This window comes from Lachnospira hominis (ex Liu et al. 2021) (genome assembly GCF_014287955.1).
In the GTDB taxonomy this organism is placed as follows: domain Bacteria; phylum Bacillota; class Clostridia; order Lachnospirales; family Lachnospiraceae; genus Lachnospira; species Lachnospira hominis.
On sequence record NZ_JACOPD010000004.1, the window covers coordinates 221,080 to 246,431 of the forward strand.

Genomic DNA, 25,352 nt, shown 5'->3' on the forward strand with positions numbered 1-25,352 from the left:
ACATGCAGGGTAGAAACGGAGTTTAACCTTACAGCAATATTATTAAGTTTCAAGGAGGAACAATTATGAGTAGTATTGATTCGGGAAGCATGGGAGCATATGTCAGCAGTGTTGCATCATACAATAGCCAGAATATGGGCAAGACAGGAAAGGCAGATGCAGCGTCGTCTTCAGAAAAAACATCTGATATACAGAAAACTTCAGAGGCAGGCAAAAAGTCAAGTGTAAGCGGCAAAACAATAGGAAGTCCGAAGCTTAGCGAAAAAGCTGCCAGGTATTATGAACAGCTTAAAAGCAAATATTCTAATATGGACTTTATACTTGTAAGTGCTGACCAGAAAGAACAGGCTAAGTCTCAGGCAGGAAGTTATGCTAACGCAAATAAAATGGTCGTTTTAATTGATGAAGAAAAAATCGAGAAAATGGCTGAAGATGAAAATTATCGTAAGCAGTATGAAGGCATTATCGCAAATGCTGCAACAGGGCTTTCATCAATGAGAAGTAAGATATCTGCAACAGGTGCGTCTGTTAAAGGTTTTGGCATGCAGGTTAATGATGATGGAACAGCATCATATTTTGCTGTACTTAAAAAGTCAAGTGCCGCACAGAAGCAGAGAATAGAAAAAAATGCTGAAAAAAAGAAAGAGGCAAAGAAGGCAGAAGCAAAGAAAGCTCAGAAAGAAGCCCAAAAAGAGCGTCTGGAAAAGAGCAAGGATAAGACCGGAAATGTCTCAGATGACGATGATGATACAGTAACTATAACAGCATCATCAATTGATGAACTGCTTGATAAGATTCAGGCACAGAATCAATTGTTTATGAGTGATAATGTTCAGACTGAAGATGAAAAAAAGGTAGGACAGAAATTTGATTTCAGTGTATAAAAGAGACAGTGATGCTAATAGCAATGCACTCAGTCAGGATACCGCATTTAATGGAATTAAAGTATCTACTGATAAGAGAGTAAAAAGTTCCGCAAAAAAAAATTCCGTGTTTGCCGGAGATTTGAATTTGTCGGACAGTACAGCAAGCAGAATCGAACAGAAGAGAAACGGTGCAAGAAAGCAGGCTAAAAAGCTGATTCAGGATGCATGGGATAAAGATACAAAAGCACTTGGTTCAATTCAGGATATGGAGAAAGACAAGGCAGACAAGGTCAATGAGATTACCGATTTAAAAGCAAAAGCTGCATATCTTGAAAAAGATAAAAAGGCTGCTGTCGAGGAGTACGGAATTGACCCTGATTCGCAGGAACAGAAAGATCTTGAGCTTCTTGAGAAATATCAGAATAATAAAGCCGGTGTAGAAAATTCCCATTTCAGCGAAGATGAGGTTAATCGTTTGAAAGAACTACAGAATGAACCGCTTACCGATTATCAGAAACAGGTTTTAAAATTTAATGCATCAAAAAATGCAATTTTGCAGGATGCCGGCATGAAAGAAGAAAAAGTTATTTCCATGCATGAATCAATAAATCTTGCAAAATTAGACATGTTAAAGTCCCAGACTATGATTAAAGCTGATGATGCAGCTGATGCAGTTATTGATGCGGCAGAGGATGAGATATTTGGCATGCTTATAGCTGATGGCAAAGAAAAGCTTGACGAAGATGCAAAAGAGACGCAGGAAAAAGCTGATGATGCGTCCCAAAAACGTGAAGAACGTGAAGAAAAGATTGAAGAAAACAGGCAGGAACGCAAAGAACAGGAAGAGATTCTTAGCAAAGATGCTGATGCTGACAAGCTTGAACAAAATCTTTCTTTACAGAAACAGACAGATAATAATATCACCGATGTTCAGAAGAATATCCAGCGAATGATAAAAGAAAAAGGTCTGGTCAATGAAGATATTAAAGGAATCGAGATTGATTTGAACTTTTAAGAAGATTGATAATTATTTTACACGGATGTAAGAAACTTGCTACGGATGGCACATTTATTTGTGCTGTCCGTTTTTTTGGTTTACATATATTGGGGAAGGAGATTTTTATGAGTGATATACAGAGTGCGGTAAACAGCTTTAAACTTAGTTTTTTCAAAAATAATAAGACACAAAATAATAATAAAGTGACTGAAAAGCTGTTTGCCAAATATAAGCTAAAATCCGAAGATGAACAACAAAAGGAATCACAGGTAGACACAAGTACGATAGGACTTACGTTAAAAGATGCAGTGGATTCAATATTTGACCCGACAACCGGCATGTCAGATGAAGAAAAAAAGAAATTTATAGAAAAACTTTATAAAAAAATAAAATCAGGCAAGAAACTTTCGGCTGACGAAATGCAATATTTGAGAATGAATGACCCGGTCACATATGCAAAAATGGCAAAAGTACAGATTCAGAGAAAGGCACTTGAAAGCAGGCTTAAACAGGCAAAGTCCAAAGAAGAGGCATTAGAAATATATACCAGTGCAAAATCAAGGATAAGTGATGACGACCCGGCAAGAGAAGAATTGAATGCAGCATATGATGATGCATATGGTGAATTTAAAAAATCAGAGCAGTATAAAAAACTGCCTGCAACAGAAAAAGAAGCAAAGGAGAAAGAAAAAAATGGCACAAGTAGGAGCAGTTGGAACAAAGACATCACAGGAGACACAAAATTCCCAGAAAACGAAGAAGAAACATACGAATTCGGAATTTCTGGAGATTTTGCGGGAGAGGAATGAGAAACTGAAAGAAAAAATCCTCAATGGTGAAACAGAAGAATCGGTTGCAATCGGAGCAGGTTCGTATACGAAATCAGAATGGAGCAAGTTTTTGAAGGATTTTGATGATGCACAGGATATGATAAAACAGCAGATTCGAGAAGAAATAACAAAGCGTGTAGAAAAGCAGGAAAAAATTGAAGAAATTGAAGATGAAAAATTTGAGAAAGATATAGATAAAGATATACAGGATAAAAAAGAATTAGAAAAAGAATATGAATATGCACAAAAATTTTAATATATAAAACAATTTCCGCATAAGTTAAGAAACCCCGGCAGGCAAGAAGAAAAGGTCTGCCGGGATTTTTATGCCAAATATGGTATTAAAAAATTATTTTGAAATTCAAAATAACTGTTGACAGCACATATAGAGTTGTGATATAAAAATAATTGTTTGATAATCAAAGTAAGATAATCAAAATATAAGATTATCAAACTAAAAAGCAGTAATTGTTCTGCGGAAAGTGACAGATATGTATTTATGAAAGCTACGATTATTGGAACGGGAAGTTATATTCCTGAGTACATACTTACGAATCAGGAACTTTCAACAATGGTTGAAACTGATGATGAGTGGATTGTAACGAGAACGGGTATCAGTGAGAGAAGAATACAAAAATCGGGTGATGTTGCTGATATGGCAGTCAATGCCGCATTAAAGGCACTTGATAATGCAGGGATTAATTCAGAGGATATTGACTTGATAATAGCAGCTACTTCAACACCTGATTATCTGTTTCCTAATTGCTCATCAATAATCCAGAAGAATACATGTGCAATAAATGCAGTGTGCTTTGATATAAGTGCGGCGTGTTCGGGATTTATTATGGCATTATCTGCCGCAAAAGCTTACATTGAGGCAGGAATGTATAAGAAAGTTCTCATTGTATGCAGTGAAAAAATGTCTGGAATAACAGACTGGAAGGACAGAAGTACATGTATCCTTTTTGGCGACGGTGCAGGAGCATGTGTTGTTGAAAGCAGTGAGCAAGAAGGTGTGAAATCAGTCGATTTACACAATGAAGGAATGCTAGGAGAAGTTCTTACCGCAAAAAGAAATGAAAATATAGTAATGAATGGGCAGGAAGTATTTAAGTTTGCGGTAAAAAAAGTTCCTGAAACAATTAATACATTGTTAAAAAAAGAAAATACAGATGCAGAAGATATAAAATATTTTATTTTACATCAGGCAAACGTAAGGATTATTGAGAGTGTAGCAAAAAGATTGGGTATAGATATGAACAGATTTCCGGTGAACCTGTCCAGATACGGAAATACATCATCAGCCAGTATACCGATTCTGCTTGATGAGCTGAATCGTGAAAATAAACTGCAAAATGAAGACCTGCTTGTATTTGCGGGATTTGGTGCAGGATTAAACTGGGGCAGTATTCTTGTAAAATGGAACTGCCATAAATCTTGACGATAACGTCATTACTAAAAATTGCAGTATTCACTGTAAGAATGTAAAAAGAAAGGATTTTTATTATGTTTGAAAAGATTAGAGATTTAGTAGCAGAGCAGCTTGGAGTAAATAAGGATGACATTAAGCCGGAAAGCAGATTCAAAGAAGATCTTAATGCAGATTCACTTGATTTATTTGAGCTTATCATGAGCCTTGAGGAAGAATATTCAACAGAAATTCCTACAGACGAACTTGAAAATCTCACAACAATACAGTCAGTAATCGATTATCTTGGAGCAAAAGGAATAGCATAATGGAAACAAGAGTAACAAAGCTTCTTGGCATAGAATATCCGATAATTCAAGGCGGAATGGCATGGGTTGCCAATGCAAATCTTGCGGCTAATGTGAGTAAGGCTGGCGGAATCGGATTCATCGGTGCTGCCAATGCACCGGGAGAATGGGTGAGAAGTGAAATAAGAAAAGCAAGAGAAATAACAGATAAACCAGTCGGAGTAAATATTATGCTTTTAAGCGAGCATATAGATGAAGTTGCACAGGTTGTTGTTGAAGAGAAAGTATCTGTTGTATCAACAGGAGCAGGAAATCCCGGAAAATACATGAAAATGTGGAAAGATGCAGGAATTAAAGTTATGCCGGTTGTAGCATCAGTTGCACTTGCAAAACTTATGGAGAGAGCAGGTGCTGATATGGTTATAGCTGAAGGAATGGAATCAGGTGGGCATATCGGTGAGCAGACTACAATGACACTTGTTCCACAGGTGGCTGATGCAGTTTCAATTCCTGTAGTAGCAGCTGGTGGAATTGCAGATGCAAGAGGATTTTGTGCAGCATTTATGCTTGGTGCCGAGGCTGTACAGATGGGAACACGTTTTGTTGTTGCCAAAGAATCAGATGTTCATCAGCTTTACAAAGACAGAATAATAGCAGCAAGGGATATAGATTCTGTTGTTACAGGAAGAAGTACGGGACATCCGGTCAGGTCTTTAAGAAATGAAATGACCAGGCAGTATCTTAATATGGAAAAAGAAAATGTATCATTTGAAGAACTTGAACATCTTACACTAGGTGCTTTACGTAAAGCAGTTGTCGATGGTGATGTAAAAATGGGAACTGTAATGGCCGGTCAGATTGCGGGAATGGTAAAAAAAGAACAGACGTGCAAAGAGATAATTACAGAAATAATGGATGATGCACATAAAGTGTTTAACAGTGTAAAATTTTAGAGGAGTTTCGTATGGGAAAGACAGTCATTATGTTTCCGGGACAGGGAGCACAAAAGATTGGAATGTCACAGGAATTTTATGAAAAATATAAAGTGAGCCGTGATTGCTTTGAAAAGGCTGAAAATGTAACGGGATTAGACATGACTAATCTGATTTTTAAAGAAAATGAAAATCTTGATAAGACAGAATATACGCAGATAGCATTGTATACAGCTGAAATGGCAGCTTTTTATGCAGGCGTGGAGGAAGGTCTGACATTTGACTGTGCAATCGGGCTTTCCCTTGGGGAGTACAGTGCAATGACAGCCTGTGGTGCAATAGATTTTGAAGATTGTGCGTCTCTTGTGAGAAACCGTGGAATTTATATGGAAACAGCGGTTCCTGACGGACATGGAGCTATGGCAGCCGTTATCGGACTGGACTCTGGTAAAATAGAAGAAGTTATATGTCACAGCGGATTAGATAATGTAGGGATTGCAAACTATAACTGTCCGGGACAGATTGTTATTTCAGGTGAGGTTGAAAATATAACAAAAATTATGGAAGACTTAAAAAATGTTGGAGCAAAAAGAGTCCTAAAGCTTAATGTAAGCGGACCGTTTCATTCACCTATGCTTGCACAGGCAGGAGAAAAATTAAAAAAGGATTTGGAAAAGGTAAATATTACAAGTCCACATATTCCATATTATGCCAATTATACGGCGGAACTTATTGATAAAAATACATCTACTGAATATATAAAGAGCATTCTTTCAAAACAGGTCAGCGGTTCTGTCAGATTCGAGCAGTCGGTAAGAAAGCTGATTGAATCGGGATTTGACAGATTTATAGAAATCGGTCCGGGTGATACACTCACAGGATTTGTTAAAAGAATTGCAAAGGACATGAAAGTTGAAGGATTGGTATATGAAAAGATTTGAAAATAAAATTGTGCTGGTAACAGGGGCAGGACGTGGAATCGGTGCGTCAATAGCCAAGCGTTTTGCATCAGAAGGTGCAGAAGTAATAGTTAATTACAGCGGAAATGACGAGGCAGCACAAAAGACTGTTGATGAGATAACAGCGATAGGCGGACAGGCACAAAAATATAAGTGCAGTGTGAATGACAGTGAAAGTGTCAAAGTCATGATAGATGAAATAATTAAAAAATTTGGAAGAATTGATATTCTTGTTAATAATGCCGGAATAACAAAAGACGGACTTATGCTCAGAATGACTGATGAAGATTTTGACAGAGTAATAGATGTCAATCTGAAAGGAACATTTAACTGCACTAAATATGTATCAAAATACATGTTAAAACAAAAGTCAGGAAAAATTATCAATATTTCTTCTGTGGTGGGACTTTCCGGAAATGCTGGGCAGATAAATTACAGTGCCTCAAAGGCTGGAATTATTGGTATTACGAAATCAGCGGCAAAAGAACTTTCAAGCAGGGGAATTACTGTAAATGCAGTTGCACCCGGATATGTTGACACTGACATGACAAAAGTGCTTTCAGACAATATCAGAAATGAAATTCTTAAAAATATACCATTACAAAGAATGGGCAATGTGGAAGACATAAGTAATTGCGTTGCATTTCTTGCATCTGAAGATGCTTCATATATAACAGGACAGGTAATATCTGTAGACGGAGGTATGCATATATAATGAGAAGAGTAGTAGTTACAGGACTTGGTGCAGTCACACCAATTGGACTTAATACAGATGATTTCTGGGATGCGATAAAGAAAAATACAGTTGGTATAGACACAATAACTTCTTTTGATTCATCAGAATATAAAGCACATCTTGCAGCTGAAGTAAAAGGATTTAATGCAGCTGACTGTATGGATTTCAAGGCTTCAAGGAGAATGGAAAAGTTCAGCCAGTATGCAGTAGCAGCTGCATTTGAAGCTTTAAAGGATTCAGGACTTAATATTGAAAATGAAGATGCATATATGGCAGGTGTTTCAGTAGGTTCAGGAATTGGCAGTTTATCAGCAATGGAAAACAGCCACAAAAAACTTCTCGAAAAGGGACCTTCAAGAATCAACCCGCTTCTTGTTCCTATGATGATAACTAATATGGCAGCAGGAAATGTATCAATACAGCTTGGGTTGAAAGGTAAAAGCATAAATGTTGTAACTGCTTGTGCAACAGGTACTAATTCAATAGGTGAGGCGTACAGAAGCATACAGCATGGGGAAGCCGATATTATGTTCGCAGGAGGTACAGAAAGTGCGGTTACACCTATTGGCATAGGCGGATTTGCAGCACTTACGGCATTGTCTGAATCAACAGACCCATTAAAAGCATCTCTTCCGTTTGACAAAAATAGAAATGGATTTGTTATGGGAGAGGGAGCCGGCGTAGTTGTTCTTGAAGAACTTGAGCATGCATTGAAGAGAAACGCACATATCTATGCAGAAGTAGCAGGATATGGATGTACATCTGATGCTTATCATATCACTTCGCCGATGGAAGACGGAAGTGCTGCTGCCCACGCAATGGAACTTGCAATGAAAGAGGCAGGGCTTGCACCGGAGGATATAGATTATATTAATGCACATGGAACAGGCACACATCACAATGATTTATTTGAGACAAGAGCGATAAAATCAGCATTTAAGGAAGATGCAAAAAGAGTTCCGATAAGTTCAACAAAATCTATGATAGGCCATCTTCTTGGTGCGGCAGGTGCAGTTGAGTTTATCACATGTGTAAAATCAATACAGGATGGGTATATACATCCGAATGTCGGACTGACTGAAACAGAAGAAGAGATGAACCTTAATTATGTCAGGGATAAAGGAATTAATTGCGATGTAAATGCAGTGATATCCAATTCACTCGGATTCGGAGGACATAATGCCTCAATACTTATAAAAAAATATATTGCTTAAAGGAGGGCTTATATCATGGAATTAGACAGTGTGCTTAAACTTATTAATGCCGTGTCGGATTCATCGCTTACAAGCTTTACGCTCGATGACGGCAATACTAAACTATCTTTTGCGGCAGACAGGGCCGAGGTTATAAAGAATAATGAATTTTCAATTGTAAGAAATACAAAAGAAGAACAAAACAGTTCTTATGAACATCATGAGAATGATAATATTGCGGTAGACAGTACAAATGTAGTTTCATCACCGCTTGTAGGAATTTTTTACAGTGCCGCATCACCTGATGAAAAAGATTTTGTCAGTGTCGGTGATACAGTGAAAAAAGGGCAGGTTTTAGGAATTGTTGAGGCAATGAAGCTTATGAATGAAATAGAAAGTGAGTATGACGGAGTTGTCAAAGAAATACTTGTAGATAATGAACAGATGGTTGAGTACGGTCAGCCGATGTTTGTTATTGAATAAAATGTAATAGGCAGTCAGTTTATAAAAATATTTAAGGAGTCAGAAATGTTACTTAATACAAAACAGATTATGGAAATCATTCCACATCGTCATCCTTTTCTGCTTGTCGATACAATTGAAAGCATGATTCCGGGAAAAAGTGCTGTTGGATATAAATGCGTCACGTATGACGAGCCGTTTTTCAGCGGACATTTTCCTGATGAACCTGTAATGCCTGGAGTTTTACAGATTGAGGCATGTGCACAGGTAGGGGCAGTTGCGATACTTTCGCTTGAAGAAAACAGGGGAAAGACAGCATATTTTGGTGCAATAAACAATGCAAGATTTAAAAGAAAGGTAGTTCCGGGAGACCGTCTTCGCATGGAATGTGAAATCATAAAACAGAAAGGACCTCTCGGTATAGGAAAGGCAGTTGCAACAGTTGATGGGGAAACAGCACTTACAGCTGAACTTACATTTATGATTCAATAAGTGACGTGCAGAATTTCCGTAAAAGCCTGCAGCATTGTGTTGTTGTTTTACAGAATTTACAAAAATGGAGATATATTATGTTTAGTAAGGTTTTAATTGCAAACAGAGGCGAAATTGCAGTAAGAATAATCCGTGCATGCAGGGAAATGGGAATAAGAACAGTGGCAGTTTATTCTGAAGCAGATAAAGATGCACTGCATACACAGCTGGCGGATGAAAGTGTCTGCATAGGAAAGGCACAGGCTCTTGACAGTTACCTTAACATGGAAAGGATACTCAGTGCGACAGTTGCTTCGGGAGCTGAGGCAATTCACCCCGGATTCGGATTTTTGTCTGAAAACAGTAAATTTGCAGAGCTTTGTGATAAATGTAATATAACATTTATCGGACCGTCAGCTGAAGTAATTGAAAAAACAGGTAATAAACAGGAAGCAAGAAATACTATGATAAAAGCAGGTGTTCCGGTTATTCCGGGAACTAAAGAACCTGTAATGGATGCCGGAAGGGGAAAAGAGATTGCCGCTTCAATCGGGTATCCTGTTATGATAAAAGCTGCTCTAGGCGGTGGTGGCAAGGGCATGCGTGCTGTATATGATGAAAAAGATTTTGAAAAAGAGTTTAATAATGCACAACGTGAAGCCATAAATGGATTTGCCGATGGTACTATGTATATTGAGAAGTATATAGAGAATCCACGTCATATAGAATTTCAGATACTTGCTGATAATTATGGAAATGTAATTCATCTTGGGGAGAGGGATTGTTCGATACAGAGAAATCATCAGAAAATGGTTGAAGAATCACCATCTGCTGCCCTTGACGAAAAAACGAGGCAGCAAATGGGCGAGATGGCAGTAAAAGCAGCGAGAGCAGTAGGATATACTAATGCCGGAACTGTAGAATTTCTGCTTGATAAAAATAAAAATTTTTATTTTATGGAAGTAAATACGAGAATTCAGGTTGAGCACGGCGTCACAGAGATGATGACAGGCGTTGACCTTATAAAAGAACAGATAAAAATAGCATCCGGGGAGCATCTTGCAATAAAGCAGCAGGATGTAAAGCTTTCAGGTGCTGCAATAGAAATGAGGATTAATGCAGAAAATCCTTATAAAAAATTTGCTCCATGTCCGGGAAAAATCAGTGATTTGCATATTCCGGGAGGAAATGAAGTGCGGATTGATACGGCAGTGTATACAGGATATACAATTCCACCGTTTTACGACTCAATGATTATGAAAATTATAGTTCACGATAAAGATCGCAGACAGGCAATCAATAAAATGAAAAGCGTTCTGGGTGAAGTAGTTATAGATGGTATTACAACAAATCGTGATTTTCAATATGAAATCTGCAATAATAAGCGGTTTGAGACAGGTGATATAACAACTGACTTTATTGCACAGGAATTTCCTGACTTTATATAATATATATCAGTATTATTTTATACCGGTATATTGTATACATGAATTTTGATGTTGTGAAAAGGAGAGAACATCATGCATCTTAATTTTTTATTTAAAAAAGATAATGATAATATATCAAAAAAAGGAAAAGTTAATGTTCCGGACGGGCTGTTTACCAAATGTCCGAAATGCTCAAAGATGATACTTACAGATGAGCTTTTCCTTGATAATTGTGTGTGCCATTCATGCGGATATTACTTTAAAATAGATGCGAAAACAAGAATATCAATGGTTATAGACAAAGACACGTTTGAAGAATGGGACACAGGCATAGAAGAAAAAAATCCGTGTGATTTTGAAGGATATATACAAAAAACGGCTGATTTAAAGTCTAAAACAGGGCTTGACGAAGCAATAGTTACAGGAAAAGGGAAAATAGACGGAAAAGATACAGTAATAGGGGTCTGCGACACACGTTTTCTTATGGGAAGCATGGGAAAAGTTGTAGGTGAGAAGCTTACAAGGGCATTTGAAAAGGCTACACAATTAAAACTTCCTGTTATTGTATTTACATGTTCAGGCGGTGCAAGGATGCAGGAGGGCATAATTTCTCTTATGCAGATGGCAAAGACAAGTGCTGCAATAAAAAAACATGATGAGGCAGGACTTTTGTATACAGTGGTGCTTACTGACCCGACAACCGGCGGCGTTACGGCAAGCTTTGCAATGCTTGGAGATGTCATTCTTGCGGAACCGGGGGCTCTTATTGGGTTCGCAGGACCGCGTGTAATAAGACAGACAATAGGACAGGAACTTCCTAAGGGATTTCAGCGTGCGGAATTTCTTCTTGAACACGGAATTATTGACAATATTGTTGAAAGAAAAGATTTAAAGCATACACTGTCGCTTATAATAAAGCTTCACAGTAAATGCGACAATAAAATGGAAGATTATAAAAAATATCTCAGTGATAAGATGAATGAACTGAAATATAAATATGAATATGATGAAGATAAAAATAATTTGAATTCATGGGAGAAAGTGCAGGCGGCAAGAAGCAGCATGCGTCCTACGGCTCTTGAATATATTGACAGGCTCACAAAGAATTTTTATGAACTTCACGGAGATAGATTGTATGGAGATGATAAGTCTGTAATTGGGGGAATTGCAATGTTCGGCAAACAGCCCGTTACTGTTGTCGGACTCCAGAAAGGTATGGATACAAAGGATAATATATACAGAAATTTTGGAATGCCACAACCGGAGGGGTATAGAAAATCACTGCGTCTGATTAAACAGGCGGAAAAATTCCACAGACCTGTAATATGTTTCGTTGATACACCGGGTGCATATCCGGGAATGGGAGCAGAAGAACGTGGACAGGGTCGTGCAATTGCTGATAATCTATTTGAAATGTCAGATATAAAAACGCCTGTACTTACAATTGTGACAGGCGAAGGCGGAAGCGGTGGTGCATTGGCACTGGCTGTTGCTGATGAAGTATGGATGATGGAAAATTCCATTTATTCAATACTATCGCCTGAAGGATTTGCAAGTATTCTTTATAAAGATGCAAAAATGGCAGAAAAAGCAAGCGAAGATATGAAAATCACAGCAAAAGACCTGTTTGACATGGGCGTGATAGAAAAGATAATTCCCGAATATGGAATCATGACAAGAGAAAAATTAGGTTTTATTGGATTATATATGAAAACCGCTATAGCGGATTTTCTTATAAAAATACAGAAAATGACGCCGGAGGAGCTTATTTGTAAAAGATATGACAGATTTAGGAAGTTTTAATAAACATATTTTACTAAAAGAAAAAAATATTATTCCGCTTATGCAGGGCGGGATGGGCGTAGGAGTAAGTTTTTCGGGGCTTGCAGGAGCAGTTGCATCATGTAATGCCATAGGAATTATATCAACTGCACAGGCCGGTTTTGCAGAACCTGATTTTGAGACAAATACGCTTCAAAGCTGCCTTAGGGCAATAGACAGACAGATAAAAAGAGCAAAAGAAATAGCACAGGGACGTGGACTTGTAGGTGTGAATGTGATGACTGCGTTAAGACATTACAAAGAGCATGTAGCACAGGCAGTAAGAAGCGGTGCGGACATTATTGTATGCGGAGCCGGGCTTCCGCTTGATTTGCCGGGAATTGTCCGTGACGAATGTGAAATGTCGGGTGTTAAAAAGCCTCTTATAGCACCTATTGTATCATCTCAGCGTGCGGCAAAGCTTATATTGAAGCACTGGAGTGCAAAATATAATGACAGTCCGGATATTGTGGTTGTCGAAGGCCCTCTTGCGGGAGGACATCTAGGTTATACAAAGGATGAAGCACAGAATCCCGCAGCAGTTGATTTTTATAAGATAATAAAAGATGTAGCGGAATGTGTAAAAGAATATAGTGAAAAATTTTCAAAAAAAATTCTTATAGCAGCAGGAGGCGGCATTTACACAAAAGAAGATGCACAGAAAGTATTAGAGAGCGGTGCGGATATGATTCAGGTTGCAAGCCGTTTTGTTGCCACATACGAGTGTGATGCTGCACCGGAATATAAAAATGCTTATATAAATGCCACTCAAAAAGATATCCAGATTATAAAAAGTCCGGTTGGCATGCCGGGCAGGGCGATAAGAAATAAATTTGTCCAAAGAATCGAAAAAGAAAATGTACCTGTAAAAAAATGTCTTTCGTGTCTTTCACACTGTAACCCATCGCAGATACCATATTGCATAACCAATGCACTTATCAATGCGGTAAAAGGTGATGTGGATAACGGACTTATTTTCTGCGGAGGCAGAGTCGGAAGCATTGGCAGGCTTCAGACGGTAAAAGATGTAATTGAGGAACTTGGGATAAATGTATCACAGTAAATATGCGGGTTGATACATATGTCACCTGTTATAAATCTTCCTTTTTTTGTAATATTCTATTGTAAAAATTACAACAAAAGGAGGATTTTTTATGTGTGCAAAAAACAAAAAATTAAAAAAATTTCTTTGCTTGTCTGCGGCGGCCATGCTGGCATTTTTAATGTGTGCAGCATGTCTGTTAGTTCCTGCAAAGGGAGAAAATGGTCCGTGTGATACGGGTGATCGGGCATTTGCTTATATTTCAGTCGAAAACGATGGAGATTCGAGCAATCCGCAGGGAGAATACAAGACTATCTATTCTGTCAACTCAAAAGATATTTCAACAGTGGAAGGAATATCTTACGACAGAGCTTCAAACACCCTTACAATCGAAAATTACAATAATACAAAAAACAGAATTGCAATGAATATGATGGGTGATGATTTCAAAATCAACATAAAAGGTGAAAATCATATCGGAGAACTTACTTCATACGGTGATGGCTGGGGAGGAAGCATAACGCTTACCGGAAACGGTACATTGTACATTAATGAAAACAAGTACTACGAAACAGGTATTTATATGAATGCCGAGAATACAAAATCAGTGATTACTGTCGGACCTGAATGTAGTGTATATGTATATTCGGGACAAAATGCCATCGTATCTTCATCAAATACTACAAGTGATATAATAAAAGCGGAAGGCAAAATTAGTACACAGCTTCAGACAGAAGTAACTCATCCTGTAAAAATGACAATGATATTTGCAGGTTATTTCAGCGATACATTAGAACCTTGGGAAGGTAATGTGTATACAAAGGAAGGCGACAGTGCAAAATATGACTGTATACAATCAACAAAATCTGACGGAACAGTAACTTATTGTTATTATGAATTAAAGAAATACGACGGTTTCGACAAAGGCTATATAGGCGTTAAAAAAGAAGAGTTAAGCGAAAAGTCATCTGATTATAAGATGACAGACGAGATTGTAAAATGGTATAGTGCAGATTCTCTCAGCGGTTCTACTTCAACTCTCGTAAAAGATACAAAGACAGGCGAAGAAGCATATGCCGTAGTATCAAAATATGACAGTGCAACAGGAAATTCTAAGGGCTATCTTTGCAAGATAATCGCAAATTTCGGTATTGATGAATATAATCAGGAGACATGTCTTGTTGATATTGATAATCCTGTTGCTGATATTGCAAATCCTAACGAATATTATGTTAAGCTTCCTGACGGTTACGAGGCTGTCGGCGAGGAGATGACCAATATTTATAATGTGTCTGTAAAGAATGAAAAGGTAGAGTTTATCGGTTCATCTGCAGCTAAGGATGATAAAAATAACGATGTCAAAAAAGATGAAGAAGTAATTGAAATTCCGTCAGATGACAAGACTGTCGAAGCGGACGATTTCAACGAGATAATCAACAAAAATCAGGATTCTGATGTAATTATCAATTCTAATAACGATATTTCGTTTAAGTTTGAAAAAGGTACTATGAATCAGATTGATGGTGTTGATAAATACGATTTTACAACAGAAGTTGTAAAGGAAGTTGAAAATGCCGGAAAGCTCCCTGCCGGGGTAACATCAGAAAACTTTATTCAGAAAATTGATTTCGCATATTCGGGACAGCTTCCTGCAAAGGCGGAAATCAAGATACCTGTAGGAACACAGTATGCAGGTCGTACACTTTATTACAGCAGACTTTACGATGACGGCACAATCGAAAATATTATGTCGGCAGCAGTTGATGAAAATGGTGTTATAACAGTTGAACAGGATCACTGTTCTGTATATCTTCTTACAACAACAAAGCTTACACAGACTCACGTGAGCGGTTCAGGTACGCAGGCAGCTGCACCTAATACGGGGGACAGTGCACCTTTAGCGTTTATGTTACTCGCAGTTGTTATCAGCAGCTTTGTATTAACTGTTATTGGCATTGTAAAGAAACACAAAAATTCAGTTTTTTATTAAAAACATTGTCTGATTCAGTTTTAGCATACAAAAATATATGATATACTCTGATTAAAGCGACAACAGTGTTAAAGTTCGTGTATGTACGGACTGTGCGGCTGTTGCCGACTATGTAAAACTGAAAGGGACAATAATTAATGGAAAATAAAGAGATAAAAGGTATCATTCATTCAATTGAAAGTTTTGGCTCCGTAGATGGACCGGGTGTGAGGTATATCGTATTTTTGCAGGGCTGCCGTATGCGTTGCAGATACTGCCACAATCCCGACACATGGGCTTTAAATGACAAGAACTCCTATGAGGAAACTCCGGCCGAGACATTAAAGAAGGCTATGAGATTCAAGGCTTATTGGAAGGAAACAGGCGGAATAACTGTGAGCGGCGGAGAGGCACTTTTACAGATTGATTATGTGACAGAGCTTTTCAGGCTTGCAAAAGAACAGGGAGTTCATACGACACTTGACACATCAGGTAATCCGTTTACAAGAGAAGAGCCGTTCTTTAGCAAATTTAACGAACTTTTGAAATATACAGATTTATTCCTTCTTGATATTAAGCATATTGATCCTGTTAAGCACAAGGATTTAACACAGTGGGATAACTCTAATATTCTTGATATGGCAAAATATCTTTCTGATAACGGCAAGAAGATGTGGATTAGAAATGTATTAGTTCCGGGTTATACTGATGGTGAAGAGGATTTACAGAAATTAAGCGACTTTATCTCTTCATTAAAGACAATTGACCGTGTTGAGGTACTTCCATATCATACACTTGGCGTATTTAAGTGGAAAGAATTAGGAATCAATTATACACTGGAAGGTGTCAGTCCACCTGATGGTGAGCTTATCAAAAAAGCAAACGATATTTTAAAAACAAGTGAATACAAGGGCTACCTTAACAGACAGTAAAATTATTAGCCCATTTTCAGCTTCCCGGTCATTTCATATGGCCGGGAAGTTGATTTATATCGGTAAAAAATGTATAATATAAATATTATAACCTGATACAGAATTTTTTAACAATATATTGAGCAGGAGTGCAAAAGTTATGGAGAGATTAGTGGATTTACATGTGCATCTTGATGGCTCGCTCTCACTTGAAACTGTAAAGGAGCTTGCCGCAAGACAAGGAATTGAGATTCAAAACGATGACATACTTATTAAAAAACTTCAGGTTTCAAAAGATTGCCGTGATTTGAATGAATATCTTACAAAATTTGAATATCCGCTTATGCTGTTACAGACCATTGATTCGATAGAATATGCGGTTTATTCGCTTATGAAAAGGCAGTCGGAACAGAATCTTTTGTACAGTGAGATTCGCTTTGCACCGCAGCTTCACACAAAAAAAGGACTTTCACAGGAAGAAGTTGTAACAGCTTCCCTGAAAGGAAGACAAAAATATTTCGATGAATTAAGGCAGAAAGAAAATATAAAAGAAGGTGACATCCCCTCTTTTTACAGTAATATTATATTGTGCTGCATGAGAGGAAACAGCAACGAGAGGGAAAATGAGGAGACAATAAGGATAGCCGCAGAGTTTCTCAGTGATTCGGATGGGGTTGTTGCAGTTGACCTTGCGGGCGCGGAAGCCCTGTTTCCCACATCGGATTATGAAAAGCTGTTTGCACATGCGAGAGCTGAGGGGATTCCTTTTACAATACATGCGGGTGAGGCGGCAGGACCCGAAAGCATCAGACAGGCTGTTGATTACGGCACTGCAAGGATAGGTCATGGGGTAAATTGTATACATGATAAAAATTTGATGAATATTATTGCAGAAAAAGGCATAACATTGGAGTTATGTCCGACAAGCAATCTTAATACCAAAATTGTCAATGATATAAAAGACTATCCTATAGATAAAATTATAAATAATAAAATTAAAGTTACGATAAATACCGACAACATGACAGTTTCGGGAACTGATGAGGCATCGGAGATGAAGCTTATATGTGATACGTTCGGTTATGATGGGAATATGAGAAGAATATTTGTAGATAATGCGATAGATGCCGCATTTTTATCAAATGAAATGAAAGAGAAATTAAGGGGTAATTTATAAAATGAAGGTAAATGAACTTTTTTGCAGGGAGTGTGTTGAGCAGATATATGTACCTGATGTAGTCAGAGTTGATTTATTAAGTATTATTGAAGAAAAGTTAAAAAAAGCGGGATTTTACTACAGAATTGCCTACAGGGTGAAAGCGGTAGATTCTACAGTTGATAAATTGCAGTTTAAAGATTACAGACGGCCGGGGACGGAAAATGAAGATAAAAAGATGCAGGATTTAATCGGTATAAGAATCATGCTTTATTTTGTGGATGATGTACCAATATGCCGCAGTCTTCTGGATACATTATTTGCTACTCCCGGTGTGTGGGAGACGACAGAAACAAATGAATATGAATTTAAAGCGATGAAAATAAATGGTATTTTCAAGCTTCCGGGTTATCTTGCAAAAACAATAGTTAATCCGATGCTTTCGGATTATATAGATGACACGTTTGAAGTCCAGGTAAGAACCAATTCATTTGAGGGCTGGCATGAGATAGAGCATGATTTAAGATATAAAGGTTCGGCTTTCGGTGAAGGCAATGAAGCTCTTGCAAGAAAAATGAACAGTATTCTTGCAACTCTTGAACTGTGTGATGATTCGGTTGTCAAGCTTCTTGAAGATCTGGGCCATCAGCATTACAAAGATCATAAGTGGGGCGACATGATAAGGTGTCATTACAGACTCAAGATGACAAATGAGCTTATACGTCCAGAGCTTAAAAAGGTGTTTGATGAAGATACAGAACTTGCAAAAATATTTTTCAAGTTTGACAGAAAGCTTGCTATAAGCAGATTGTGGAATAATACGGCAGATAAGATACCTGAGCTTACAATCAATTACATAATAAAGATTGTCAATCAGATAGGACCTGATGATGAACGTCTTAATAAGGCCTTTGAACTTATAGATAATGAGTCAGGAACAGAAGATAATTTTACAAAGAGAAAGAAGTTTGAGCCGTTCCATATGCTTGGAAGTTACAAAGTATTTACGGCAGATACATATCTTGATACAACGAATCTATCTGAGAAAGATGCTTTTAAAAAGGCATCTTCATACATATATGCATGGATACATTCAAGATATTGTGAGGCATTTTCTGATTTACCTGATACAGTTGATAATTATTACCGCAGTGTTCCGGGATATACTGTCAATGTAGAATATAATGAAGATAATATGCACTTTTATGAATGTTCAACGCATATAGATTCAAAGATTGCAAGCAGGATATGGGTATCGAAAGCATCTTTGGTAAAAAATGATAATGGTATAGAATTTAAGGTGAGCAACGAGTATGCCGAACCAAAAGACAGGTACAGGGATAATGAAAATGTTCTGTTTTCACGCCCTAATTTTTATGGTGAAATTGCTGACAATATAGGTATCTGCGATGTTGTAAGACTAAAAGAAAATGTAAAATATGTTAGCAGTGATAATTATGATGAGATGTGCAGTCTTATAAATAATAAAAACAGAAAATTTCCTGTCATAGTATTTATGGCAAAGGATAATTCATGGATTGACAAGTTTGATGTTAATTATTTTGCATATCTTGTTGGATATTATGCACATATAAAAATGATTGACGGTGATGAGTGCTGCAGAAGATTTATAGAAGAATATGGACTTGATAAGGAAAGATGTGAAGATTCAATCACTGTTTTCTATGACACAGATAATCCGAAAACAAGTTATAAATCCGATATTATTGACACTACATTTGAAGTTATTAAGCTTGAACAGAAGAAGTATTGGAATGAAAATGGCTGCAGGGCATACAGACGCCAGCTTGTTGCTGAAATAAGAGAGAAAAATATTGAAAATGCGGACCTGTAATGATATAATAAATAGGTTTTGTATATGAATAAACGATAAATGGAGGAAAAAATGGATTATAATAAACTTGCACAGATGCTTTTTCCGGATGTAAAGAATTCACCGGAATATTACGAAGAAAAGTTCCCATACAGAAAACTTCCTGCAAAGGCTCAGGTTACACGTATGGCACCAAGTCCTACTGGATTTATACATCTTGGAAATCTTTACAGTGCACTTGCTGACGAGCGTATAGCACACAGACATGGCGGTGTATTTTATTTAAGAATTGAAGATACTGATGAAAAGCGTAAAGTTGACGGAGCAGTTGAACTTATTATTGATACACTTCGTTATTTCGATATCGAATTTGACGAGGGTGCAGGTTTTCCTGATGACGCTCCACAAAATATATACGGACCATATTTCCAGAGACAGAGAGTTGAGATTTATCATGCTTATGCAAAGAGTCTCGTAGAAAAAGGTCTGGCTTATCCTTGTTTTTGTACAGAGGAAGAACTTGAAAGCGTAAGACAGAAGCAGGAAGAGAATAAGGTTCTTACAGGATATTATGGTGAATATGCTGTATGCCGCAATCTTTCTCTTGAAGAGATTGAAAAGAACCTGAATGAAGGAAAGTCTTATGTGTTAAGACTCCGTTCACAGGGCAGTCCTGACAAGGAGATTACATTTGTTGACAGTATTAAGGGTGAGATTAAGCTTCCTGAAAATATACATGATATTGTTTTATTAAAACGTGATGGTATTCCGACATATCATTTTGCACATGCAATTGATGACCATCTTATGCGTACAACAGTTGTTGTAAGAGGCGGAGAGTGGCTTGCATCTGCACCAATCCATTATGAGCTTTTCCATGTGCTTGGGTTTAAGATGCCTGAATATGCCCATACTGCCCACCTTATGAAATTCGACGAGGAGACAGGTGGTAAGAGAAAGTTATCAAAGAGAAAAGATCCGGAACTTTCACTTGATTATTACAGACAGGATGGATATCATCCATATTGTATGAAAGTTTATCTTATGACACTTCTCAATTCTAATTTTGAAGAGTGGCATGAGCAGTTCCCTGATAAAGATATTAATGAATTTCCATTTTCAATTGAGAAAATGAGCCAGTCAGGTGCTTTATTTGATAAAGATAAACTTCATAACATCTGCAAGAATGAACTTTCAAAGCTTTCAGAGGATGAACTTTATGATTTCCTTTACAACTGGGCGTCAGAAAATGCACCTGAAAAGAAGGATATGTGGTTTGCCGATAAAGAAAAAATGCTTGCAATATTAAGACTCTACATGGGTATTGGCATGAAGAGAAGAAGAAAAGATTTTATGTATGCAAAGCAGATATTTAACATGATTTCATATTTCTTTGACGGGGAAAGCACTGACGAAAAAGATGAGTTCAGACTTGATATGTCAGAGGTTAAGAATATTCTTAATGATTATATGGCAGCATATAACCATGATGATGATAATTCAGCATGGTTTAACAAGCTTAAAGAAATTGCTGACAAGCACGGCTATGCATCAGATATGAAAGCTTATAAGGCTTCACCTGAGAGTTTCAAGGGTAATGTGTCTGATATAGCTGAAGTTGTAAGAATTGCTGTTACAGGACGTGCCAATACACCTGATTTGTGGTCAATTGTTCATATAATGGGTGAAGAGCAGATGAAACAGAGAATTGAAAAAGTTATTAACAGATAAAGAATTATGAAATTTATAAGACATTGAATTATAATGGGAAAGCCGTTTATTTGGCTTTCCTTTTTTTGTCAGGCAAAGCCGATATAAAGATAAAAAAATAACAGCATCAAATGCTGTTTTGTAAAATAAATCTTAGGAGATATAGCCTGCAGCCGCCGGTATAAGAGGGGGGATGTGTAGGCGGCTGCCGCTATAATCAAAAATGAGAGGTTGTCATAATTATTGTTGCAGGTGGAGCAACATAATAATGAGGCGTAATATATATCAGTGAATGAGATATATTACGTTATTAATGTTATACCACTACACAAAAACATTGTCAACACTTTTTGAAAAAAATTTTGTTTTTTGTCATTTTTTGAAATAATTTGGATATTTGACAAGAAATTCATCCAAATGTTCTATGTATCTTTTTGTATGGCAAAGTGAAATTTCAAAAGCTTTTTCTTTGTCATGTGCTTCAAATGCATCTACCATGTCAGAGTGATCTTTTACCAGCTTATCTGTATTAATTGATGAAAACATAAGAATTACGATTCTGTCAAACTGGTATGCATTTTCGCGTATTATATTATGCCAGAACTGCTTGCCGCAGGCACAATAGATATACTTGTGGAATTCTTTATCACATGCCTGTGTTTTTGCAAGATTATCATTTTTGAGATGATGTTTCCACTGGACAATATTTTCACGAAGATATGCAATATTATCAGGTGTAAGTTTTTCACATGCAAGTTGTGTTACTGATTGTTCCATTAGATTACGGAGTTCAAGAAATTCATCAATTGCAGCTGTATCTATGTACGATACGAATGTACCCTGTTTTGGATATATGTCAATCATATTCTGCTGATGCAGTTCCAGAATGGCTTCTCGTATGGGGGTTCTGCTTATACCATAAAGCTCACATAAATCTGATTCTGTAATTTTATCTCCTGGCTTCATTTCGAGATTTACAAGATTATATAGAAGAGCTCTTTTAGCGTAATGCTTGGCATTTTCTCCGGGTAATTGTTCAAATACTTCCATCATTAGCACATCCTTTTTCAAGTTTTATAATATATTACATGTATTTTAAGCCTTATAAAGAGCCAATGCAATAGCGTTCATGTTAAAAAAACTGTATTTTGTGTATTTTTTTTTGTAATTCTGTAAAATGCAAGCAAAATAAAGTAATAAAATTTAACAAAAGAAAGTGACATTTTAAATTTTGTGATGTAAAATGTAAAGCGTATTAAGAAAATCAGATTTATAAATACAGCTATAATTGGATAAAGGAATAAATGTGGAAGAAGAAATATTTAACGTAACGATAGACCGGCCAATAGGAAGTTCACATCCGGATTATCCTTCTTTGGTATATCCGGTGAATTATGGTTATATAGAAGGAGTTATTGCACCGGATGGAGAAAATCAGGATGCGTATGTAATTGGTGTTGATACACCGGTTGACCATTTTACGGGAAAGAGGATAGCTATTATTCACAGAAGGGATGATGTGGAAGATAAATGGGTTATTACACCGGAAAATGTCCCATATAATAAACAGCAGATTGAGGATATGGTATATTTTCAGGAACAGTATTTTGACAGTTATGTGGAAATGCTTGATGAAGAAATGTGGGATGCATATAACTGTAAAGGTGAAAAACTTGGATATCAGATTCCCCGAAGTATGGCAAAGTCATTAAGTGAAGGTGTATATCATATTGCAGTTATGATATATGTTAAGCGTGCTGACGGATGCATTCTTGCCACTCAGAGATCAAGAAATAAGACTAATCCTTTAAAATGGGAGGTTACCGGTGGTTCAATTATTGCCGGTGAGACACCTGTTGAAGGGGCAGCAAGAGAACTTGCAGAAGAAACAGGAATAATAAAGAAAATATCTGAACTTCGTGAAATTTATAACTGTTATGATGTCAAAAGACATTGTATATATTATATTTATCTTGCAGAGGTTCCATCTGATATGCCAATACACCTTCAGATAGGTGAGACAATGGATTATGCATTTCTGCCATATGATGAGTTCAGGGAACTTGTATGTTCTGACAGATTTGTGGCTTCTGAACAGGGAAGATTTATTGCACATGAAGAGCTTATGAAAAGTGTGCTTGATACAAATAATATATAATATAGATTTATTATGAATAAAGGAAGTAAATGATATGGAATTATATGATGGCAGACCGGATAATACGGATGGCAGGCAGGATAATGAAATAAGAGTATATGATTTGCTTGACAGTCTGGGAATACAGTATAAGCGTACAGATCATGAACCGGCAACGACCATGGAAGTCTGCCGCGATATAGATGCTGTACTTGATACGCTTATCTGCAAAAATTTATTTTTATGTAACAGACAGAAAACAGCATTTTACTTGCTTATGATGCCGGGTGACAAGCCGTTTAAGACGAAAGAGCTTTCATCGCAGATTAACAGTGCGAGGCTCTCGTTTGCAGACCCGGAATACATGCAGGAATATCTTGATATAAAACCTGGTGCCGTAAGCGTAATGGGGCTTATGAATGATAAGGAAAATCATGTAAGGCTTCTTGTTGATGAAGATGTTTTAAAGGGTGAAAACGTAGGATGCCATCCGTGTGTCAACACATCAAGTCTTAAAATAAAGACAAAAGATGTATTTGATACATTTTTAAAAAGTGTAGGACATGATATGACTGTTGTACATCTTACAGGAGAATAAAATATAATGACAAAAATGGAAGCCGGACATGTTGTCGGACTTCCATTTTGATTTATTTTCTGCAGTCGCTTTAAAAATTATATTTAATAAAGCTTATATGTTTTTACAAGAAGCGGAACTTCCGCAATCAGCATGCCAACCCAGCCTGCAAGGTAAGAAAACGGAAGAGCTTCTATGCCGAGACCAAATATAAATACAAGTGGAAGTGCTGCAAGTACACGCACACCCATATTTACAAAACTGCTTATAAGTGTAATCTTCAAATCGCCTATTCCTCTGAAATATCCCTGGATACCATTGGTTAATGCCGGAAGAAGATACATTATTGAAATAAGATGAAGATATGTAACGCCGTGGCGTATGACTTCCTCGTCTTTGACAAACATAAGCATAAGAGGTCTTGCAAATATGAAACATATAAGGAATATTGCTATTCCGTAGATTATTTCGAGTGTTAGACCGCATCTGAAGCCTTCACGCAGACGGTCATTTTTTCCAGCACCCTTGTTTTGTGCCATAAGTGCGGTCATAGCATGTGCAATATTCTGTTCGGGTGTGTATGCAAAATCATCGATTCTGTTTACGACTGCAAAAGCTGCTGCAACAGAAACACCCATTGTATTGACTATAGCCTGAATACCGATTTTTCCAAGCTGTACAGTGGCCTGCTGCATCGCTGAAGCCCAGCCGTATGCAATTGTGCGTTTTAAAAGGTTCATGTCAAATACAAGCCATTTTTTTCCGAGACGTAAAATTGGCACTTTTTTCTGTATATAAATTATACAAAGCAGGCAGCACAGAGCTTCACTGATAACAGTGGAAACAGCACAGCCGTTGCTTCCGGCTTTGAGTACAACTACAAAGAACAGGTCGCCGAAAATATTTAATACGGCACTTGCAATAAGAAAATATAGCGGTGAGTTGCTGTCGCCGAGTGCTCTCAGTGTACTCGAGAAAAAGTTATATAAAAATGTAAATACCAGACCGATAAATATAATTCGGAGATATTGTGTTGTCATATTAAGAATTGATTTGTCAACTTGCAAAAGTGTCAGGATTGGAACTGCGAATATAATGCATAGCAGGCTTAATATAATTGAAAATATTACGCCAGAAATCATTGTAGTGCTTATCTGACGGTGAAGTGTGTCATAATCTTTGGCACCAAACTGCATGCCCATAAGAATACTTGCACCCATACACAATCCGTTGAGAAACAGAATCATAAGAGTTGTGACCGGATTGCATATTCCGACTGCTGCGAGAGCTTCTTTTCCGACGAAATGTCCGACAATAATACTGTCCACGGCATTGTAAGTCAGCTGAAAAAGGTTGCCAAGTACAAGTGGAATTGTAAATTTTACAAGTATAGGCATGATTTTACCTGTGGTTAAATCTTTTGTCATATTAAATTTCCTTCTGCTTTCATTTGAAATTGTCAAACATATATTATGTATAAAAATTTATGAAAGTCAAGAAAAACAGACAAAATTAAGGATTTTAGAAATAAATTCCCAATTCTCTTACAATTCCTATTTGACTTGTAGGAATTATTTGTAGTATTATAATAAAGAACGATAGAAAT

The 25,352-nt window shown here is 37.1% G+C and carries 24 protein-coding genes; 22 read left to right on the forward strand and 2 right to left on the reverse strand.

Features of this window, described 5'->3' with window-relative positions; genetic code table 11:
* Positions 1-65: 65 nt before the first annotated feature.
* The 20 genes from H8S01_RS07095 to gltX all read left to right on the forward strand — a co-directional run bounded on the left by H8S01_RS07095 (position 66) and on the right by gltX (position 21,053).
* Positions 66-884, forward strand: a complete 819-nt coding sequence (locus H8S01_RS07095; RefSeq protein ID WP_243204270.1) for a DUF6033 family protein — start codon at positions 66-68, stop codon at positions 882-884.
* Positions 868-1,881: a hypothetical protein gene (locus H8S01_RS07100; protein WP_186836699.1), complete on the forward strand. Its 1,014-nt coding sequence runs from the start codon at positions 868-870 to the stop codon at positions 1,879-1,881. Before H8S01_RS07095 ends, H8S01_RS07100 begins: the two co-directional genes overlap by 17 nt.
* Positions 1,882-1,988: 107 nt before the next feature.
* Positions 1,989-2,672, forward strand: coding sequence for a hypothetical protein (locus tag H8S01_RS07105; RefSeq protein ID WP_186836700.1), 684 nt, complete (start codon positions 1,989-1,991; stop codon positions 2,670-2,672).
* A complete protein-coding gene (locus H8S01_RS07110; protein WP_186836701.1) occupies positions 2,656-2,949 on the forward strand; it encodes a hypothetical protein in 294 nt (97 codons plus the stop codon). The genes H8S01_RS07105 and H8S01_RS07110 overlap by 17 nt, the downstream gene beginning before the upstream one ends.
* A 243-nt stretch (positions 2,950-3,192) precedes the next feature.
* Positions 3,193-4,134, forward strand: a complete 942-nt coding sequence (locus tag H8S01_RS07115) for a beta-ketoacyl-ACP synthase III (RefSeq protein ID WP_186836702.1) — start codon at positions 3,193-3,195, stop codon at positions 4,132-4,134.
* Between the two features lie 65 nt (positions 4,135-4,199).
* The gene (gene acpP / locus H8S01_RS07120; RefSeq protein WP_021865688.1) at positions 4,200-4,430 is read left to right on the forward strand and encodes an acyl carrier protein; all 231 of its coding nucleotides are present in this window, start codon (positions 4,200-4,202) and stop codon (positions 4,428-4,430) included.
* Positions 4,430-5,362 (forward strand): enoyl-[acyl-carrier-protein] reductase FabK, encoded by a 933-nt coding sequence (fabK, locus tag H8S01_RS07125; RefSeq protein WP_021865687.1) that lies wholly within the window; start codon positions 4,430-4,432, stop codon positions 5,360-5,362. Before acpP ends, fabK begins: the two co-directional genes overlap by 1 nt.
* Before the next feature lie 11 nt (positions 5,363-5,373).
* Complete coding sequence (gene fabD / locus H8S01_RS07130) at positions 5,374-6,282, forward strand: ACP S-malonyltransferase (protein ID WP_186836703.1); 909 nt, start codon at positions 5,374-5,376, stop codon at positions 6,280-6,282.
* Positions 6,269-7,015, forward strand: coding sequence for a 3-oxoacyl-[acyl-carrier-protein] reductase (gene fabG / locus H8S01_RS07135; protein ID WP_186836704.1), 747 nt, complete (start codon positions 6,269-6,271; stop codon positions 7,013-7,015). Before fabD ends, fabG begins: the two co-directional genes overlap by 14 nt.
* Positions 7,015-8,250, forward strand: a complete 1,236-nt coding sequence (fabF, locus tag H8S01_RS07140; protein WP_207723034.1) for a beta-ketoacyl-ACP synthase II — start codon at positions 7,015-7,017, stop codon at positions 8,248-8,250. Before fabG ends, fabF begins: the two co-directional genes overlap by 1 nt.
* Positions 8,251-8,265: 15 nt before the next feature.
* Positions 8,266-8,712, forward strand: coding sequence for an acetyl-CoA carboxylase biotin carboxyl carrier protein (accB, locus tag H8S01_RS07145; RefSeq protein ID WP_021865683.1), 447 nt, complete (start codon positions 8,266-8,268; stop codon positions 8,710-8,712).
* Between the two features lie 45 nt (positions 8,713-8,757).
* Complete coding sequence (gene fabZ / locus H8S01_RS07150) at positions 8,758-9,183, forward strand: 3-hydroxyacyl-ACP dehydratase FabZ (RefSeq protein WP_021865682.1); 426 nt, start codon at positions 8,758-8,760, stop codon at positions 9,181-9,183.
* Between the two features lie 77 nt (positions 9,184-9,260).
* Positions 9,261-10,610: an acetyl-CoA carboxylase biotin carboxylase subunit gene (locus H8S01_RS07155; RefSeq protein ID WP_186836705.1), complete on the forward strand. Its 1,350-nt coding sequence runs from the start codon at positions 9,261-9,263 to the stop codon at positions 10,608-10,610.
* A 72-nt stretch (positions 10,611-10,682) separates the two neighbouring features.
* On the forward strand, positions 10,683-12,392 hold the full coding sequence (locus H8S01_RS07160; RefSeq protein ID WP_186836706.1) for an acetyl-CoA carboxylase carboxyltransferase subunit alpha: 1,710 nt from the start codon (positions 10,683-10,685) through the stop codon (positions 12,390-12,392).
* A complete protein-coding gene (locus tag H8S01_RS07165; protein WP_186836707.1) occupies positions 12,370-13,473 on the forward strand; it encodes an NAD(P)H-dependent flavin oxidoreductase in 1,104 nt (367 codons plus the stop codon). Before H8S01_RS07160 ends, H8S01_RS07165 begins: the two co-directional genes overlap by 23 nt.
* Before the next feature lie 91 nt (positions 13,474-13,564).
* Positions 13,565-15,442, forward strand: coding sequence for a hypothetical protein (locus H8S01_RS07170; protein ID WP_186836708.1), 1,878 nt, complete (start codon positions 13,565-13,567; stop codon positions 15,440-15,442).
* Between the two features lie 137 nt (positions 15,443-15,579).
* Positions 15,580-16,353, forward strand: coding sequence for a pyruvate formate-lyase-activating protein (gene pflA, locus H8S01_RS07175; protein ID WP_186836709.1), 774 nt, complete (start codon positions 15,580-15,582; stop codon positions 16,351-16,353).
* A gap of 139 nt (positions 16,354-16,492) precedes the next feature.
* Complete coding sequence (gene add / locus H8S01_RS07180) at positions 16,493-17,509, forward strand: adenosine deaminase (RefSeq protein ID WP_186836710.1); 1,017 nt, start codon at positions 16,493-16,495, stop codon at positions 17,507-17,509.
* 1 nt (position 17,510) lies between these two features.
* Positions 17,511-19,343: a hypothetical protein gene (locus H8S01_RS07185; protein WP_186836711.1), complete on the forward strand. Its 1,833-nt coding sequence runs from the start codon at positions 17,511-17,513 to the stop codon at positions 19,341-19,343.
* 51 nt (positions 19,344-19,394) lie between these two features.
* Complete coding sequence (gltX, locus tag H8S01_RS07190; protein WP_186836712.1) at positions 19,395-21,053, forward strand: glutamate--tRNA ligase; 1,659 nt, start codon at positions 19,395-19,397, stop codon at positions 21,051-21,053.
* A 351-nt stretch (positions 21,054-21,404) separates the two neighbouring features.
* On the opposite strand, the gene H8S01_RS07195 is transcribed toward gltX, so the two are convergent.
* Positions 21,405-22,085 (reverse strand): GntR family transcriptional regulator, encoded by a 681-nt coding sequence (locus H8S01_RS07195; protein WP_186836713.1) that lies wholly within the window; start codon positions 22,083-22,085, stop codon positions 21,405-21,407.
* A gap of 253 nt (positions 22,086-22,338) precedes the next feature.
* Between H8S01_RS07195 and H8S01_RS14290 the strand changes: the two genes are divergently transcribed.
* Together H8S01_RS14290 and H8S01_RS07205 are read left to right on the forward strand one after the other, a co-directional pair.
* A complete protein-coding gene (locus H8S01_RS14290; protein ID WP_186836714.1) occupies positions 22,339-23,190 on the forward strand; it encodes an NUDIX domain-containing protein in 852 nt (283 codons plus the stop codon).
* A 34-nt stretch (positions 23,191-23,224) separates the two neighbouring features.
* Positions 23,225-23,767, forward strand: a complete 543-nt coding sequence (locus H8S01_RS07205; protein ID WP_186836715.1) for a prolyl-tRNA synthetase associated domain-containing protein — start codon at positions 23,225-23,227, stop codon at positions 23,765-23,767.
* Between the two features lie 83 nt (positions 23,768-23,850).
* Here the strand turns inward: H8S01_RS07205 and H8S01_RS07210 are convergent, their stop codons facing one another.
* Complete coding sequence (locus tag H8S01_RS07210) at positions 23,851-25,173, reverse strand: MATE family efflux transporter (RefSeq protein WP_186836716.1); 1,323 nt, start codon at positions 25,171-25,173, stop codon at positions 23,851-23,853.
* Positions 25,174-25,352: the final 179 nt, after the last annotated feature.

Coding starts and splice junctions, on each gene's coding strand:
- H8S01_RS07205 (WP_186836715.1), top strand. CDS start 23,225: ATGGAATTATATGATGGCAGACCGGATAATACGGATGGCAGGCAGGAT.
- fabD (WP_186836703.1), top strand. CDS start 5,374: ATGGGAAAGACAGTCATTATGTTTCCGGGACAGGGAGCACAAAAGATT.
- fabG (WP_186836704.1), top strand. CDS start 6,269: ATGAAAAGATTTGAAAATAAAATTGTGCTGGTAACAGGGGCAGGACGT.
- H8S01_RS07165 (WP_186836707.1), top strand. CDS start 12,370: ATGACAGATTTAGGAAGTTTTAATAAACATATTTTACTAAAAGAAAAA.
- H8S01_RS07160 (WP_186836706.1), top strand. CDS start 10,683: ATGCATCTTAATTTTTTATTTAAAAAAGATAATGATAATATATCAAAA.
- H8S01_RS07210 (WP_186836716.1), bottom strand. CDS start 25,173: ATGACAAAAGATTTAACCACAGGTAAAATCATGCCTATACTTGTAAAA.
- H8S01_RS07115 (WP_186836702.1), top strand. CDS start 3,193: ATGAAAGCTACGATTATTGGAACGGGAAGTTATATTCCTGAGTACATA.
- acpP (WP_021865688.1), top strand. CDS start 4,200: ATGTTTGAAAAGATTAGAGATTTAGTAGCAGAGCAGCTTGGAGTAAAT.
- add (WP_186836710.1), top strand. CDS start 16,493: ATGGAGAGATTAGTGGATTTACATGTGCATCTTGATGGCTCGCTCTCA.
- fabZ (WP_021865682.1), top strand. CDS start 8,758: ATGTTACTTAATACAAAACAGATTATGGAAATCATTCCACATCGTCAT.
- gltX (WP_186836712.1), top strand. CDS start 19,395: ATGGATTATAATAAACTTGCACAGATGCTTTTTCCGGATGTAAAGAAT.
- H8S01_RS07095 (WP_243204270.1), top strand. CDS start 66: ATGAGTAGTATTGATTCGGGAAGCATGGGAGCATATGTCAGCAGTGTT.
- H8S01_RS07195 (WP_186836713.1), bottom strand. CDS start 22,085: ATGATGGAAGTATTTGAACAATTACCCGGAGAAAATGCCAAGCATTAC.
- H8S01_RS07105 (WP_186836700.1), top strand. CDS start 1,989: ATGAGTGATATACAGAGTGCGGTAAACAGCTTTAAACTTAGTTTTTTC.
- H8S01_RS07170 (WP_186836708.1), top strand. CDS start 13,565: ATGTGTGCAAAAAACAAAAAATTAAAAAAATTTCTTTGCTTGTCTGCG.
- accB (WP_021865683.1), top strand. CDS start 8,266: ATGGAATTAGACAGTGTGCTTAAACTTATTAATGCCGTGTCGGATTCA.
- H8S01_RS07185 (WP_186836711.1), top strand. CDS start 17,511: ATGAAGGTAAATGAACTTTTTTGCAGGGAGTGTGTTGAGCAGATATAT.
- fabF (WP_207723034.1), top strand. CDS start 7,015: ATGAGAAGAGTAGTAGTTACAGGACTTGGTGCAGTCACACCAATTGGA.
- pflA (WP_186836709.1), top strand. CDS start 15,580: ATGGAAAATAAAGAGATAAAAGGTATCATTCATTCAATTGAAAGTTTT.
- H8S01_RS07155 (WP_186836705.1), top strand. CDS start 9,261: ATGTTTAGTAAGGTTTTAATTGCAAACAGAGGCGAAATTGCAGTAAGA.
- fabK (WP_021865687.1), top strand. CDS start 4,430: ATGGAAACAAGAGTAACAAAGCTTCTTGGCATAGAATATCCGATAATT.